This window comes from Brevibacillus borstelensis, from assembly GCF_037834415.1.
GTDB classification, from domain to species: Bacteria; Bacillota; Bacilli; order Brevibacillales; family Brevibacillaceae; genus Brevibacillus; species Brevibacillus borstelensis_A.
In genome coordinates this window covers 40,386-55,573 of sequence record NZ_JAUMSJ010000001.1, presented here as the reverse complement: position 1 = coordinate 55,573, position 15,188 = coordinate 40,386, and the positions used below count along the sequence as shown (strand labels likewise).

General features: G+C 55.4%; 14 protein-coding genes and 1 riboswitch. Of the genes, 4 read left to right on the top strand and 10 right to left on the bottom strand.

The genetic code is table 11. The features are described from left to right. Positions 1-47: 47 nt before the first annotated feature. From Q3F21_RS00265 to Q3F21_RS00235, 7 genes are all read right to left on the bottom strand, one after another. Positions 48-1,055, bottom strand: coding sequence for an asparaginase (locus Q3F21_RS00265; RefSeq protein ID WP_340248918.1), 1,008 nt, complete (start codon positions 1,053-1,055; stop codon positions 48-50). Positions 1,056-1,571: 516 nt separating this feature from the next. Next, positions 1,572-4,469, bottom strand: coding sequence for a WG repeat-containing protein (locus tag Q3F21_RS00260; protein ID WP_340248915.1), 2,898 nt, complete (start codon positions 4,467-4,469; stop codon positions 1,572-1,574). 110 nt (positions 4,470-4,579) lie between these two features. Next, on the bottom strand, positions 4,580-5,332 hold the full coding sequence (locus Q3F21_RS00255; protein WP_340248913.1) for a hypothetical protein: 753 nt from the start codon (positions 5,330-5,332) through the stop codon (positions 4,580-4,582). Next, positions 5,329-6,036 carry an ABC transporter permease gene (locus Q3F21_RS00250; protein ID WP_340248910.1) on the bottom strand — a complete coding sequence of 236 codons (708 nt, stop codon included), beginning with the start codon at positions 6,034-6,036 and terminating at the stop codon, positions 5,329-5,331. Before Q3F21_RS00250 ends, Q3F21_RS00255 begins: the two co-directional genes overlap by 4 nt. Next, positions 6,033-6,887: an ABC transporter ATP-binding protein gene (locus tag Q3F21_RS00245; RefSeq protein WP_340248908.1), complete on the bottom strand. Its 855-nt coding sequence runs from the start codon at positions 6,885-6,887 to the stop codon at positions 6,033-6,035. Before Q3F21_RS00245 ends, Q3F21_RS00250 begins: the two co-directional genes overlap by 4 nt. Next, on the bottom strand, positions 6,874-7,503 hold the full coding sequence (locus Q3F21_RS00240) for a TetR/AcrR family transcriptional regulator (protein WP_340248906.1): 630 nt from the start codon (positions 7,501-7,503) through the stop codon (positions 6,874-6,876). Before Q3F21_RS00240 ends, Q3F21_RS00245 begins: the two co-directional genes overlap by 14 nt. Positions 7,504-7,687: 184 nt before the next feature. Next, a complete protein-coding gene (locus Q3F21_RS00235; protein WP_340248904.1) occupies positions 7,688-8,614 on the bottom strand; it encodes an NAD(P)-dependent oxidoreductase in 927 nt (308 codons plus the stop codon). Between the two features lie 132 nt (positions 8,615-8,746). On the opposite strand from Q3F21_RS00235, the gene Q3F21_RS00230 reads away from it, so the two are divergent. The 4 genes from Q3F21_RS00230 to Q3F21_RS00215 all read left to right on the top strand — a co-directional run bounded on the left by Q3F21_RS00230 (position 8,747) and on the right by Q3F21_RS00215 (position 11,482). After that, the gene (locus Q3F21_RS00230; protein WP_340248901.1) at positions 8,747-9,901 is read left to right on the top strand and encodes a sensor histidine kinase; all 1,155 of its coding nucleotides are present in this window, start codon (positions 8,747-8,749) and stop codon (positions 9,899-9,901) included. A gap of 2 nt (positions 9,902-9,903) precedes the next feature. Then, positions 9,904-10,575, top strand: coding sequence for a response regulator transcription factor (locus tag Q3F21_RS00225; RefSeq protein WP_340248898.1), 672 nt, complete (start codon positions 9,904-9,906; stop codon positions 10,573-10,575). A 104-nt stretch (positions 10,576-10,679) separates the two neighbouring features. Next, on the top strand, positions 10,680-10,811 hold the full coding sequence (locus tag Q3F21_RS00220; protein ID WP_340248896.1) for a hypothetical protein: 132 nt from the start codon (positions 10,680-10,682) through the stop codon (positions 10,809-10,811). A gap of 368 nt (positions 10,812-11,179) precedes the next feature. After that, positions 11,180-11,482 carry a hypothetical protein gene (locus tag Q3F21_RS00215; RefSeq protein ID WP_340248894.1) on the top strand — a complete coding sequence of 101 codons (303 nt, stop codon included), beginning with the start codon at positions 11,180-11,182 and terminating at the stop codon, positions 11,480-11,482. Positions 11,483-12,011: 529 nt separating this feature from the next. Here the strand turns inward: Q3F21_RS00215 and Q3F21_RS00210 are convergent. From Q3F21_RS00210 to Q3F21_RS00200, 3 genes are all read right to left on the bottom strand, one after another. Then, a complete protein-coding gene (locus Q3F21_RS00210; protein WP_340248892.1) occupies positions 12,012-12,923 on the bottom strand; it encodes a glycine betaine ABC transporter substrate-binding protein in 912 nt (303 codons plus the stop codon). A 96-nt stretch (positions 12,924-13,019) separates the two neighbouring features. Beyond that, entirely contained in the window at positions 13,020-13,670 is a 651-nt protein-coding gene (locus tag Q3F21_RS00205; RefSeq protein WP_340248889.1) for an ABC transporter permease, read from the bottom strand. Beyond that, on the bottom strand, positions 13,667-14,809 hold the full coding sequence (locus Q3F21_RS00200) for a betaine/proline/choline family ABC transporter ATP-binding protein (protein ID WP_340248887.1): 1,143 nt from the start codon (positions 14,807-14,809) through the stop codon (positions 13,667-13,669). Before Q3F21_RS00200 ends, Q3F21_RS00205 begins: the two co-directional genes overlap by 4 nt. A gap of 157 nt (positions 14,810-14,966) precedes the next feature. Then, a riboswitch (cyclic di-AMP (ydaO/yuaA leader) is annotated at positions 14,967-15,111 on the bottom strand. Positions 15,112-15,188: the final 77 nt, after the last annotated feature.

Below are 15,188 nucleotides of genomic sequence, written 5' to 3'. Positions count from 1 at the left end.
GCATCACCCGGGCATCGGGCTTGCACGCAAGCGACTTCCTCTGCTTGTCAGCGTTTTTCCAGCCGGAAAACCGTGCGTTTTTCGCCAACTACCAAATGGTTGTCGTTTTTAATCTCGCTCGGCACCAGCGCACGCAGCCGTTCAATGGTGTCCTTGTTCTCGTAGTTGATTTGCTCCAGGATCGAGGCGATGACCAGCGGCCACACCAGCTCGGAGCCGTCCAGCACCTTCAGGGCAAAGCTGATGCGTTCTTTTTTCAAGCCGAAGCCGTATACGCCCATCGCGCCCCCTTTGGCGACGATGTTGGGATCGGTTAGCAGCGAGGTGCAAACGAAGTTGTGGCTGGCGATTATATCGGGATTGGCCGTCATCCATCCGGTAATCTTCACGACAGCCTCTCTCGTTTCCGCGTCCGGGATCAGGTCGGGGCAGGCCAGCTTCAAATACGCTTTGGCAATGTGCACAAGCGGCACGGCAAAAACCGGGAAGCCGCACCCGTCGACGCCAAGGCGAATCTCGTCCTTTGGATACTCAGCCAGATAAGCAAACGCTTCCAAGGCGCTTTGTTGAGCAGGGTGGTTAACGTCGTAATAGCTGTCTGTCGGGTAGCCCATCTCTTTGGAAAGGGCGAGAAAGCCCAGGTGTTTGCCGGAGCAGTTGTGGAACAGGCGGCGCTTCGCCACGCCTTCGCGCAAGCAGGCAAACTTCGGCTCCTCATTCAGCGGGTAGGTCGGGCAGGTCAGCAATTCTTCCTCGGAGATACCCGTCTTTTTGAGGATCGACTCCAGCCCTTCCATATGGTACGTCTCGCCGCGATGGGAAGCTGCGAAAAGGGCCGCTTCACGGCTGGTCAGCCCGAATTTTTCGTCGATTTTCTGTTTGGCGACCGGAATGGCCTGGAACGGCTTTGCAGCGGAACGGAGAAACGTGATGTGCTCTTCGCTGCCCGCAGACAGGATTACTTTTCCGGTTTCGTCTACGCCGCAGATGACGCCAAAGTGGATATTCTCCAGCACTCCACCGCGGTATTCTTCCACCAATGTGCTGTAATTCATCTCTCATCACCAACTCTGTCTTAATGGTATGTTTGGAAAGGAAGGACCAACAGTACGGAATTAATCCACTGATGGTATTAAATAATGGGTTAACCTGAAAAAACTAGCGGAGCCAATGGGGAAAGATAGAATGGAAAGGGCGATGAAACCATATTTTCCTCATCGAATTTCTCCAACCATGTTATTAATTTGATAGTAACAGTCGCGTATAGCATCGTCAATTTCTTTTTTCAACTTTCAAAATAGCGGTTCTTGGGGGAAAAGGCAGGAAGCTTTTTCTTGGTACAGGCCTTGGTGGAGGAGATGAAACAGGGAGAAAACGCTCAGGGTACGGTGGGACACTGCTCCGGGGATTGAACTTCCCGGCGCCATTTCAAAAGCGGAACTGCGTCCAAAAGCAGCCGACTCAAGGGGGCCTCTCAGAGGTTGGACGCAAAAGCTGTTCCTGGGAGGAATAAATGAATGAAAAAGAAAATCCGTCCGATGCATTCATGGCCCGGACGGATTTTTGGCTTTCTATAATTGCTTTACCGCTGCTTGCAGCAGCGAAGCCGCATGCTTGTTGTATTGTTGGATCAATGCGTTCAGATGGCGGTCCAGTTCGGTTCCCGGGAGCGGTACAGGGAGCTGTTCGAGGGCCCGGCCGTTCACGACGATTCGTGTGCTCAGCATGCTTCGCTGAGTTTCATCGAGGGCTGGGAGCGACAGAGGTCTCGCTTTGTAGCTGCCTTTTCCCCCCTGGACTTTGAGCAGCTCCCGGAAAAAGAGCTGGTGGTAATCTGCATAGATGTCTGCCTGGTAATGGCCGCCCCGCTCGCGTACAAGTCCTCGCTTGGTCGCCCAGTCAACAAGCTGCTGCTCGGTCAGCGACTTGCTGCTCGTTCCCTGGGCGACGTGATGCATCAGGGTGAAAAAATCGGTTTCCGTGAAACCCGTGCGGGCAGGGTCTGGCTGCAGAACTCCTTTTTCGGTCAGTGCCGCCAGCACCTCCCGCTTGCCCGAACCAGCCGGCAGTTCAAGATACAGGGCCAGGTTGGCAAAGAAGTTCGCCTCGCTGCTCAGCCCCCGCCCCCAACTGTACGGCTTCCCGAAATCGACCAGCTTCAAAGGATCGCTCTGAAGCAGCTGCTGGTAGGCGGGGAATGGCTGGGCGGTTACGGCTTGATAGGTGACTGTCGGCCGCTTGGTCAAAAGAGTTGTGTGAAACAGCTCAGCTCCGTTCGCGTCCAAATAGCCAAACTTGTCCTTGGACGTAAAGACAAATGGCCCCGGCAGCTGTTCCACGCCCAGCATGGGAAAAACCTGATCGGTCGGCCTGATCGATTCGTAAGCCGGAGGAGCGGCTGTCCGCCAGTTTTTGTTCAATACGCCGAAAAGTCCCGTTTTCTTGTCCCGATAGGTTACGATGTTCACACCGCTGTACGTGGACAATACATCAAGCCGGTCATAGCTTCCGCTGGTCAGCTGCTGCAAATCGGCCGAGTAGACATCCCAACCGCCGGACTTCTGGACAAACAGAACAGATTGCGATTCTTCCCGCCGATAGTTTTGCACCTGCTCCAGCTTGGCTGCGATCTGTCCGCTCGCCATTACCCGGAGATCAAAACTGCCATCGGTGTTTTGCAGCGCGATCAGCTGCCGGTCTCCCCATGGCTGGATCGAAATGCCTCGATACGCAAAGGCAGTCAACGCCTCTACGGCCCCGCCTGCTACGCGAAGCAGCGCCTGCTCGTGTTGCCCTTTTTTCATTCCGACTGCGTAGATGTCCTCTCCCGCCGGAAAGAGAGTGACCGGGGGCCCCTCCTGAGACGGATTCATGGCCGGAAGCTTTACGTCTGTTGTCAGCAGCGTTCCCTCCGCCGTGTACAGGTCGGCTTCCCCGACGCCGAAGGCCACGACGATTTTTCCGTCAGCAGCGACATTGACCCCCTGATAAGCCTGACTGCTGATCGGCTTGCCGCTTGCCGCATCCACGATGAAGACTCCTTCACCAGGCTTGTATATGAAGGAAAGAGCATCCGTCAGCCGATGTGGCTTGGGCTGGGCCGGGTCTTGCGAAGTACCGTCGGAGCGATATTCGCGCGTCGATCCGTCCGGGCCCTCGACCAGAACGCGCCCGAATTTTGGATCATAGCGGACGACCGTGCCTGATTGTGGCGGGACGAGAAGCCCTTTTTGCTGCGAATAGAGGCCGGTCTTGTTCCCGTCCGTCACACTGACAAGATCGTAGCCCCCGAGCGTCGTCACCGCATCAAACCAGGCATCCGGTTCCTCCACCGGCTTTCCCCACGCCGCGCGCAGGATGCCCTTTTTCCCGTCGGAGCGGACCAGCAGCCACATCGCCGGTACCCCTTCCAGGCGCGGATATGCAAACGGCACCACCGTTTCTCCGCCGATGCGTTTCACGCCGTATCGGGAGGTCGTCGGGTCCTGTCCCAGAATGTAGCCGTCATGCAAATACTTGGCCCCTTTTTTCAACGAAAAGGAAGTGCCGGTAGAGATGGAGTGGTACGTCTCCAGATCCCCGTCGAGCACCACATAACCGTCCGGCATGTCATGCTCGACCCTCACTTCGGCAAAGCTCGGCTCGGCAACCATCCGCCCGTCCTTCCACAAGCCGCTTCCCTTTTCGTTTTGCACGCGGATAAAACCGCTGTTTCCCATCATTTGAATGCTCGTGTATCGCGGCTCCAGGACGTATTTCCCGTTTCCATCGACGAGGCCGTACTTGCCGCCGACCGACACCTTGAAATAGGCCATTTTGTTCCCGTCCCCTGGAGCCATGGTCGCCTTCGGCAGAGAAAAGATCGGCTTCAAGGTATTCGGGTCATAGACCGTGAGCTGTTTTGCACCAGTGGTGACCAAATACCTGATCGTTTCTTCCTCGCCGCTCTTCCCCGGCTTCGCCAGATCGGCGAACTCGATTTTTCCCGCGAACGGCGCAATCAGAGTTCGGCCGGACGGATCGAGCAGCATCGAGTTCTGGCCTTGCATCAAAATGACGCCCGGATAGGCCGGTGACAAAAAGAAGGTGTGTGCTCCCGCGTACTTGCTTTTGGAGACGCTCCTTTTGGAAAGATCGATATATTGAAACCAACCGCCATTGCGGACCACGGCGATCTGTTTCTGTTCGGGTATTTCCACATCGTCCCAGATCGGCGGAGTCAGCTCCTGTCCGGTGCGGGCATCGAGAATTCCCTTCTTCCCGTTTTTCACTACTGTGTAATAGGCGCCAACTTTGGAAAATTCCTCATAGACAGCCTTGGTGACCAGCGCTTGTCCATTTGTAAATCCGATTTTGTAGTCGGTGATGTAGGGCTGAACCGAAGCGAAGCCGGCCGCTTGCCCGGGTACGGACCATGCATTCCAGCTGAGCGCGGCAGCCGCGCAAAGTGCAGCGATGCGTGTTTTCACAGATGTTGTCCTCCTGACTTATCAGCAAAATGTGGGTCTATCTTTGACGCTGGCGGAGGAATAATGTTGCACTGGGAATGAAGGTTTGTCGCTGGCTTTCGATCCCGCTTTTACCCAGCCCTGCGAAGAAAGGCCAGATAACCTATCCAAAGCAATAACAAGTGGTAAAGAAGTCCCGCTGAAAAGAGCACGGAAAAAACAGCTGCAGCCCTCGGCGTACTCGCTGCTTGTAGCTGGGTTGCCGCTCTCAAAAAGGTTTGCACGGGCCAAAAGGTGGGAAATACCGCACAAATCCATCCCCAAGCCCCGGGTAAAAACAGCGAAGCGGCCGGGATTAGTACACTTACGCCGATCGCCTTGGACCAAGCGAGCCCCTCCACCTTGTTCGCGGCGAGAGCGGCCATCGCTAGCCCGTACAAGGGGCCTTCCAGCGCAACCAGAGCCAGTCCAGGCGCGCTTTCCCAAAATGTCCCGGCGTGCAGACCGCTGCCCCACAGCACCGCAGCCGCACCGACGCCGCTCAAGAGAAAGGGAACGGCCAGCCTGTAAGCGAGATAGCCTTGTTTGGTCAAAGGCGTAACCGAATAATAGGCAAGCATGTTCTCATCCCGTTCATCCAGCATCAGAAGTCCAGCGAGAATCCCCTCCATCAGAGCCACAAGCAGCAGCGCGTTTGCCAGGAGGAAGTCGCTGTATACGTTCACGTCGATACCGGCTCTATCCCGAACGGTCTCGCTCAGAAGCGGGAAGCCGAACCGCAGCACGGCAAGCAAAAGGATCGGGGCAGCTACCGAAAGAGCCAGCATTGGATCGCGCATGAGATGCTTTCCGTCGGCTTTGGCCAATTGCCAGACGTGGTTCACGTCATCCGCCCCCCTCCGACAGCCAGCATCCGTCTGCGAAAGGCGTGGCGAACCCACAACTCTGCAAGCAAAATCCAAAGAACTAGCATGACAACCGCTGCCAGACGCTCACCCCAGCCCGGCGGGTCGGAGGGTGCCGCGAGCAGCACAAGTCCCGCTTTTGCGGGGAGAAAGGCAAAAAACGGAGCAGTCCCGACTCCCGCCGCTTCCAATATCGGCGAAATAAACAGAATCGTACCGAGCGTGCCGAGAAAAAAGAACCCGTTCATGCTGCGGCAATAGATCGCAAAGCCCATTCCCATCATCGTAAAGAAGACTGATGTCAACGCTGCTCCCGCGCAGAAATCAGCCAACCCCTCTCCCCAGCCGAACACGCCCAAATGGATCACCAAAGCGGCCGTCACCGACAGGAGCGTCAGAGAAAGCGTCTTGGCCCAAATGTACTGTCTCGGGGTGTACGGCGTCACAAACAACGGACCGAACAAATCCAGGGCCTTTTCCAAGAGGACCAGCCCGCCGATAAAATAAAAGCCCAAAACGCTCGGGTCGGAAAACGTAAGCAGCAGCGCCGCCGTCTCCCGGCTCTCTCCGGGAAGCTGGCGGAGCAGCAGGACGTAGATCGCGGAGACAATAGCATAAATCAGATAAAATCCTTGCCTCCACTGCATCTTGACATCGTAGCGAAAGGCTTGCAGCCACCTCATGTCAAGCTCCTCCCCGTCGTTTCCACAAACACGTCCTCCAGCGTGGCCTCCGCTGTATGGATTGTCTCTACTTGCCGATGCCGCAATATTTGCAGGAAATGCTGGTCATGTCCGATCCCCTCCAGCGGAAATTCGCTGTTGTGCACCTTCCCGGCCTGAATATACTCCACCTGCAGCTTCCTCGCCCCGTGCTTTAGCTTCAAGTTTCGCGGCGTATCTATCAGCACGATCCTTCCGTCAACGACAAAAGCGATCCGGTCGCAGAGCTCGTCTGCCGCCTGCATGTTATGTGTCGTGATCAGGACGGTTTTCCCGGCAGTCTTCCCGGCGAGAATCAGCCTTTTCACCATTTTTGCGTTGACCGGGTCCAGGCCGGAGGTCGGTTCATCGAGAAACAGCAGCTCAGGATCGTGCAGCAGCGCCCTGCACAGGTTGAGCCGCATTTTCATTCCTTTTGAAAAATCGGACACTCGCGTATGTTGGTGCTCTTCTAGCCCAACCTCCCGGAGCATCTCTAGGGGAGCCTTCGTTTTTCCGGCGTACAGTGAATGAAACAGCTGCAGATTTTCCAGAGCGGTAAACCGGCCGTAAAAATTGGGAAACTCAAAGGCAACCCCGATGCGCTGATAGAAGTCGGACCCGGTGCGGCTGAGCTCCTCGCCCATCACCGATACCCGCCCCTGAAACTGCCTCAGCATGCCGATCAATATTTTTTGCAGCGTGCTTTTTCCCGCTCCCGACGGGCCGAGAAAACCGAATATTTCCCCTCGTTCAATCGCAAAGGAAATGTTCTGGAGAGTGTCATTCCGGCTACCCGGATAGCGGTATGACAACTGTTCAACCTCGATCATCGGTATCTCCTCCTGCGCGAATCAGGCCATTTGCCAACAATTGGGCCAAAAGATCGATCGTCGGAGCGAACATCGCCTCCCCGATCTGCTTTTTGTGCAAAGCGAGCAGCATGACGGATCGTATCAGGCTGATGACGACATTCGGATCGTACTCTTGGGACATTTCTCCAGTTTCCTGCAAGCGGCTGATCACCGGACCAAATGAGTGAGCGTCGCTTTCGAACAGCTCCTCCAGCTTCTCCTTGGGCCATTTCCGCAGCAGAATGTTCATTGTCTCCTCATCGTGCAGCTGACGCAAGAGCGGTTTTTTTTCCATGACGTCAAAAGCCTCCCGCAAAAACAGGCGAAATGTTTCCCGGGTAATGCTCCCTGCCGACAAGTACCGTTCGATCAGCTGCTGATGAATCTCTTTTTCCTCCTGCTGCAGGATTTCCAGATAGAGCTCTTCTTTTGACTCGAAAAAGAGGTAAAAAGATCCCTGGGCGATTCCCGCTGCGCCCGTCAAATCAGCGACGCTCGTCTTTTTCAATCCCAGCGTGGAGAAACAATGCCGCGCCTGTTCTATCAGCCTGTCGCGAATGACTGCCTTTTCCTCTTCTGAAAATTTTTTCGCCATGGGTTCCTCCTGTTTTGAATATATGAATAATTTTATTTTATATTCATGTTGAGTGTAACTCTGGTACGGGCTCTCTGTCAATCTGCGTTCATTATAATGAAGAACAAAAAAGGGTCCCTCCGTCTGATAAGACTTTGGGACCTCTTTCCTTCGTCTATTTCGCAATGGTTTTTGGCAGCAAACCTTACGCATTCTCGCCGAAATGCTTGTCGTACCATTTGATCAGCGCCTGCGTGCCGTTGTCTTCCAGGCCCTGCGCCGCCAGCCCCTGGTAAAGCGAGAGGGAAAGCTCGAGGCCAGGCGTGGCCAGGCCCATTTCTTTCGCGGCCTCCAGGGCGATCGACATGTCCTTGATAATGTGCTTGATATAGAAACCGGGGGCAAAGTTCCCGGCGATCATCCGTGGCGCCAGATTGCTGAGGGACCAGCTGCCCGCTGCCCCAGCCTCGATGCTCTTCAGCACGGTTACCGGATCAAGCCCCGCTTTTTTGGCATACGCGATGGCTTCGCACACGCCGATCATATTGGATGCGATCGCGATTTGATTGGACATCTTCGTATGCTGGCCGGCACCGGGGCCTCCCTGCAGGATGACGTTGGTTCCCATCAGCTTGAAGGTCGGCTCCATCGCTTCAAACGTCTCCGTGTCACCGCCCACCATGATGGTAAGCCGTGCCTCTCTCGCTCCCACGTCACCGCCGGAGACCGGCGCATCTAGGGAATGCAGGGAACGCTTTTTGGCTTCCTCATAAATCTTCTGCGCCAGGGACGGTTTGGATGTCGTCATATCGATCAGGTAGCTGCCCGGCTTCGCATGGGCGACGATCCCCGCTTGTCCGAGGTAGACTTCCTCCACGTCCTTTGGATACCCGACCATCGTGATAATGACATCCGCCTCAGCCGCCAGCTCCGCTACCCGATCCTTCCATACGGCGCCTTGCGCCAACAGCTCTTCCGCTTTTTGCTTGGTGCGGTTGTACACGAGCACCTCATACCCGGCCTTCATCAAATGGGCTGCCATGCTTTTGCCCATCACTCCGATTCCGATAAACCCGATCGTCTTTCCTGCCGAATGTGCTGTCATCTTTTTTCTCCTCTCTCTACTGCTCATTGCTCTAACTTTCTAACTTCTCTTACCTTTCGCGAAATTCCTTCTGTCGCTTTCCTTACATCCCTTATCCACTGCTGCCAGTTTTCCGATATAATGGAGGAAAAATCTAGCATGAACAGGAGAGATGCAGGGGTGGACCGTAAAACAGAACTGCTTTTAGACACGGTCACAACCATTTTCCTGATAATCGCGCTGCTTATGTTGATCGTGAATAATCCAGATGGCCCCTTCTGGTTATTTGGCGCGGCAATCCTGTTCCTCCTGCTGTCGATCCTGCGCAACTTCATCTGGCCGATTTCCCTTGCGAGCACCTGGGGCCTCTGGTTTATCATCGCCCAGTCTTTGCTTGGCTTTGCCATGAACATCGGGGACAACTCGTTTGTCTCGCAAATATTTTTGTTTGTTTTGCTTGGAGAGACGTCCTTTTCACGTTCTGCCCGCTTCAGCATCGGTTTCGCACTGGCCTGCGTCCTCGCCTTTGGCCTTGGGCGCTGGATCCACGAGGACTTTCCTCCGTTCTCCGCTATCTCTTATGTGGTTCCCCGCTCTCTGGAGTATTTAGCGATCGCTTTGCTCGGCCATTTCGCCAAGCGCATGCTCGACCAAAAACAGCAGCTGACCGCCGCCAACGAACGGCTTCATCAAGCCGCGCTGGAGCTGGAGGAAAACATTCTGCTGCGCGAGCGCACACGCGTCTCCCGGGAAATCCACGATACAGTCGGCCACACCTTGACGACAGCGTTGATCGGTTTGCGGGCGGGGATTCACACCCTTCAGCACGATCAGCAAGCTGCCGCCAAAATGCTCGGTATGGTGGAAAACCATTTGCAAAAAGGGTTGGCGGAGGCCCGCCAAACTGTCCACCTCTTCTCCGAGCGCCACACCTTTTGGCAATTCATCCCCAGTCTGGAAGCGCTCTTGACCGAGACCTGCATGCAAACGGGTGTTATCATCCACGCGGACATTTCCCCTGATCTGCCTCCGCTAGGCCCGCGGCTGGAAATGATCCTGTACCGCGCCTTGCAGGAAGGGTTGACGAACGGCATCCGCCATGGACAAAGCAGATGCTTTCGCCTGTCGATTACCATTGAGAATGGGCACGTGGTCTTTCTGCTTACTGACGACGGCATTGGGGTGAAGGGGCCGATTACCTTCGGCTTTGGCCTCACCTCCATGAGAGAGCGAGTCGTCGAGGCAGGCGGCATTCTCAAGGTGGAAAACGCCCCCGATCACGGCGTGCAGCTGCACATAACCATTCCCCTTCCAGCTTCCAATGAGGTGACGTAACGATGACTCCGATCCGAATCCTTATCGTCGAAGATCAACCGATCATCCGGGAAGGCTTGCGTATCCTGCTTTCTGCGGAGCCTGAGCTGGAGGTGGTGGCTACAGCCGTGAACGGACAAGAAGCCGTTCGCCTCGCTGCCGACTGGCACCCGGATATTGTGCTGATGGACATCCATTTGCCTGTCATGGACGGCATCTCTGCCACCAGAGAACTGAAACAGCTGATCCCGTCCGTCAAAATCATGGTGCTGACTGGCCTGCAGGAGGAGCATCTGGTGATCGAAGCGCTGATCCTCGGAGCCTCCGGCTATCTGATGAAGGATGTCGAAACACCCCTGCTCATCACCGCGATCAAGCAGTGCCACAAAAATCAGCTCGTTCTGCCCGCCTCGATCTCGGCGGCGCTGTCTGCCCGCCTGGCCAAGGTCCCCCCCATCCTCTCAGCCAATCGCGACTGGTCGCATGGCCTGTTTTCGCCGCGCGAGCGCGAGGTGGCGGAGTGGCTTTCGACAGGCGCCGATAATCAGCAGCTCTCCCAGGCCCTCTTTCTTTCGATGGGAACCGTCAAAAACTATGTCAGCGCCATCTACAAAAAGCTGAATCGGGAAACCCGGGAAGAAGCGATCGCGATCATCCGGGACATGATGAACAAGGGAAATGGCCGAAGCATGTGATGCGACAGTAGCAGGACGAAGACCGGAGCGGAGCCTGGAAACAGGCTTCTCCCCACCGCAGCCGCTTTCCTTCTTCGGTGGATGGACAGGCTGTGGGGGAGGAGATGAAAAAGGAGAAAACGGCTCCAGGTTCGGTGGGACACTGCGAGGGAGCTGGACTGTCCGGCTCCATTCCAAAAGCAAAACCGCGTCCAAAAGCAGTCTATCCGAAGAAGCGTCTCAGAGTTGGACGCTAAAAGCGTGTTTTGCTTTTTCCATTCCGCCTGGGCGGTGTCCCAAAGACCTTCGCCGTTTTCTCCTTTTTCATCTCTACAGCTGTTGGTTTCCATCAAAAAACCGTAAAGAAGCCGTTCGGGCATACACCCGAACGGCTTTGCAAGAACACTTGCTTACAAAGAGGGCTTTCGTTTTTATGGCGAAAGAATCCCTTGTCATCCTTCTTAGATGGCTTGCCATGACCCTTGGACAACCTGAAAACCTCCCGCACGCTTTTTCATGCCGGAGGCAGCAGTTCTGCTCGCCGGAGAAGCCTGTTTCCAGGCGGAGCGACTAGCGAAGTCCAGCCTAGCGGAGCAATGATCCCGGGGAAACAGAATCGCAACCTATGAATAATCTGCGAAGCTGCGCGCCGTTTTGCGATTCCCTCGGGATCATTGCGGAGCGGACAGTCTCCGCTTCCATGCGGGACGAAGACCGGAGCGGAGCCTGGAAACAGGCTTCTCCCCACCGCAGCCGCTTTCCTTCTTCGGTGGATGGACAGGCTGTGGGGGAGGAGATGAAAAAGGAGAAAACGGCTCCAGGTTCGGTGGGACACTGCGAGGGAGCTGGACTGTCCGGCTCCATTCCAAAAGCAAAACCGCGTCCAAAAGCAGTCTACCCGAGGAAGCGTCTCAGAGTTGGACGCTAAAGGCGTGTTTTGCTTTTCCCATTCCGCCTGGGCGGTGTCCCAAAGACCTTCGCCGTTTTCTCCTTTTTCATCTCTACAGCTGTTGGTTTCCATCAAAAAACCGTAAAGAAACCGTTCGAGCATATACCCGAACGGCTTTGCAAGAACACTTGCTTACAAACAGGGCTTTCGTTTATGGCGAAAGAATCCCTTGTCATCCTTTTACAAAGCTTGTCATGAGCCTTGGACAACCTGAAAATCTCCCGCACGCTTTTCATGCCGGAGGCAGCAGTTCTGCTCGCCGGAGAAGCCTGTTTCCAGGCGGAGCGACTAGCGGAGTCCCGCTCAGCGGAGCAGTGATCCCGAGGAAACAGAATCGCAACCTATGAATAATCTGCGAAGCTGCGCGCCGTTTTGCGATTCCCTCGGGGTCATTGCGGAGCGGACAGTCTCCGCTTCCATGCAGGACGTAGACCGGAGCGGAGCCTGGAAACAGGCTTCTCCCCACCCCAGCCGCTTTAAGGAGCCAAAACAATACGATTCCCTTGGTTTAAGGAATCAGCCCCTGCTCCTTCAGCCAGGCCTCCGCAACATCCCGCGCTTTCTTCTTGTCTACATCCACCTGCGCGTTGAGCATCGCCATCTCTTTGTCGTCAATCTTCCCGGCCAGCTTGTTTAGCACTTCCCTGATCTGCGGGTGCTTCTCCAGCGTATCCTGGCGCACCAGCGGCGCAGCGTAGTACGGCGGGAAGAAATGCTTGTCGTCCTCCAGAATGACCAAATCGTGCTTCACCAGTTGACCGTCTGTCGAGAAGGCATCGATGATATCCACGTTCCCCTCGCTGATCGCTTTATATTTAAGACCGGCGTCCATTGATTTCGTACCTTTGAATTTCAGGCCATACGTTTTTTCCAGGCCTTTCAAGCCGTCCGAGCGTTCGAGAAACTCCTGCTCCGTCCCAAACGTAAGCTCGGCCGCATGCGGGATGAGATCAGAGATCGTTTTCAGCTTGTATTTGTCGGCTGTCTCTTTCGTCACCGCCAAGGCGTATGTGTTGTTAAACCCGATCGGTTCCAGCCATTCCAGCTTGTATGTTTCCGCAAAATCGGTCTTGACTTTATCGTAAACCTGCTGGGGATCCTTCATCGCTTCCTGCCCCATGATATTGACCAGACCTGTTCCCGTATACTCCACATACAGGTCGGCGCTGCCGCCTTTGACCGCGTTAAAGGCTACATCGGTCCCGCCTAAAAACGGTTTTGTCTCGACCTTTAGGTCCGTATTTTTCTCCAGCATGATTCCCACGAGATTCGCCAGTATGTCTTGTTCCGAGAAATTTTTCCCGACCACAGTCACCCGGTCAGACGCTTTTGTACCGGTCAGAACCGAGCAGCCCGTCACCGCTATCATTGACAATGCCAGTACACCCATTCCAACTTTCCTCAGCCATCCTGCCCTCACAAAATCCTCCCCTTTCAATGATTAGAATTTATTTGCAAAATCTCAAAAAGCCTGATGCATTCAACTTTTTGAAAATCAGCTTCCTAAAAAGCGAGCCTATCGCGAGTGGCGGATGCGAAGCCCCTTTGGCGTCACTCGCCAATCCACCCAAGCCAGAATAAGGTCAAACAAGACAGCCAGCAATGCAGCCGGGACCGCTCCTGCCAGGATAATGCCCGTGTCCACCATGGCAATGCCGCGAAGGATCAGGTCGCCCAAGCCTCCCGCGCCGATAAACGCTGCGAGAGTCGCCACCCCGATCGTCATCACGGTGGCCGTGCGAATCCCGGCAAAGATGACGGGGCGGGCCAGCGGAAGCTCGACGATCCGCAGCATCTGGCCTTTGGTCATCCCCATGCCGCGCCCCGCTTCCAGCAGCGAGGAATCGACGTCCAAAATGCCGGTGTACGTATTTCGCACGATGGGCAGCAGCGCGTAAATGACCATCGCGATCACGGCCGGAATCGGACCGATGCCGAACAGCGGAATCATAAATCCAAGCAGCGCCAGGCTGGGAATCGTCTGGAAGACCGAGATCACGGCCAGCACCGGACCCGCGAGCTTCCGGTACCGGGTCAACAAAATGCCTGTAGGCACCGCAACGACAATCGCCCAGAACAACGCGACGACAGACAAAACGATGTGCTCCCATGACGCCTGCACAATATCCGGCCAACGGTCTGCCATTACGGAAAAAACTTCACTCATAGCGCCTCGCTCCTTTCCTGCTCCAGATAAGGCCGTGCCAATACATCGACCAGACTGGCCCTTGTCAACAAGCCTGCCAACGTTCCGTCTTTGCGGACGACCGGCACATACCCGTACGGCGCTTCCTGCACGTAGCCGATGGCATCCACGAGCGGGCTGTCCGGTGCAAGCGTCATGGTGTCTGTCCGCATCACGTCGCGGATGGCCAGCGATTCATCCGGGTAGCGCTTGTGGATATCTGCCGTATCCGCCATGCCCAAATACTTTCCATGCTTGTCGACAACGATCAGCCCGGTAACCCGCTTTCGGTGCATGATTTGAACGGCCTCCGCCAGCCCTCTCCCCGGAAAGACGGTGACCGGCTGCGCGACCATTACGTCCTGGACAAGCTGTCCGAGATGGGATTGCAGCCGTTTTTCCCCGATGAACTCCCGGACGAAATCATTGACCGGATGGCGCAGTATCTGGTCGGGCGTCCCTTGCTGAATGACGTTCCCGTTTTGCATGACCACGATCTGGTCGGCGATTTTCAGCGCTTCGTCCATGTCATGGGTGACAAAAACGACTGTTTTGTTCAGCTCCTGGTTGAGCCGGATCAGCTCATCCTGCAGCTGCTCCCGGGTAACCGGATCGAGAGCCGAAAAGGGCTCATCCATCAGAATGATCGGCGGATCGCTCATCAGCGCCCGGGCCACGCCTACCCGCTGCTGCTGGCCCCCGGAGAGCTCGGACGGGTATCTGTCGCGGTACCGCTCGGGGTCCAGTCCGACCATATGGAGCAGGCGATCAACCTTTTTGTGGTCGATGGACTGTTTGCCCCCTTGCAGTCTGGGCACCAGCGAAATATTTTCCGCGATGGTCAGATGGGGGAACAGCCCGACCTGCTGGATCACGTAGCCGATGTTCCGCCTCAGCGCGACAGGATCGATCTCCGCCGAATTCCTGCCGCCGATGGTAATGGTTCCCGATGTCGGCGAAATCAGCCGGTTGATCATTTTCATCGTGGTGGTCTTGCCGCAGCCGGATGGTCCGACCAGCACCGTAATGCTCCCCTCGGGAATCTCCAGATTGAGATTCGGGATCACGGTCGTCGAGCCGTAAGATTTGCGCACGCGTTCAAAGACAACCGCATTTGCCATTCGCATCCCCTCTTTTCGTCTGTGTTTTTTGGAAATAAAAAAGACCCCGCCAAAGCAGGGTCATGTCTATAGCAAACACAAACAGACCCTGCAAAAGCATAGGGTCAAAAAACCGAATTGTTCTCCACATCGAAATCATCCGACACGGATTGCTTGTTTTGACCCATCTTGAGGCTGACGAGGTTAGCTGACGGACTCGGGAAAGATGGTTCCCTACGGCAGAGATGCTGCCGATTCGCCCCGGAAAAAGTGGTTCCCCCGCTTTCCGATTATGCAAATCGGAAATTAAGCTTATGGCTATTATGCATGAATTCGATCAACAAGTCAAATCCCCTGATGCCCGCACCGTCTCTTCTGCCTAAAAAAGTGCCCCTCGGTC

Coding starts and splice junctions, on each gene's coding strand:
- Q3F21_RS00225 (WP_340248898.1), top strand. CDS start 9,904: ATGACTCCGATCCGAATCCTTATCGTCGAAGATCAACCGATCATCCGG.
- Q3F21_RS00215 (WP_340248894.1), top strand. CDS start 11,180: ATGAATAATCTGCGAAGCTGCGCGCCGTTTTGCGATTCCCTCGGGATC.
- Q3F21_RS00235 (WP_340248904.1), bottom strand. CDS start 8,614: ATGAGCAGTAGAGAGAGGAGAAAAAAGATGACAGCACATTCGGCAGGA.
- Q3F21_RS00245 (WP_340248908.1), bottom strand. CDS start 6,887: ATGATCGAGGTTGAACAGTTGTCATACCGCTATCCGGGTAGCCGGAAT.
- Q3F21_RS00240 (WP_340248906.1), bottom strand. CDS start 7,503: ATGGCGAAAAAATTTTCAGAAGAGGAAAAGGCAGTCATTCGCGACAGG.
- Q3F21_RS00220 (WP_340248896.1), top strand. CDS start 10,680: ATGAAAAAGGAGAAAACGGCTCCAGGTTCGGTGGGACACTGCGAGGGA.
- Q3F21_RS00205 (WP_340248889.1), bottom strand. CDS start 13,670: ATGAGTGAAGTTTTTTCCGTAATGGCAGACCGTTGGCCGGATATTGTG.
- Q3F21_RS00265 (WP_340248918.1), bottom strand. CDS start 1,055: ATGAATTACAGCACATTGGTGGAAGAATACCGCGGTGGAGTGCTGGAG.
- Q3F21_RS00200 (WP_340248887.1), bottom strand. CDS start 14,809: ATGGCAAATGCGGTTGTCTTTGAACGCGTGCGCAAATCTTACGGCTCG.
- Q3F21_RS00250 (WP_340248910.1), bottom strand. CDS start 6,036: ATGAGGTGGCTGCAAGCCTTTCGCTACGATGTCAAGATGCAGTGGAGG.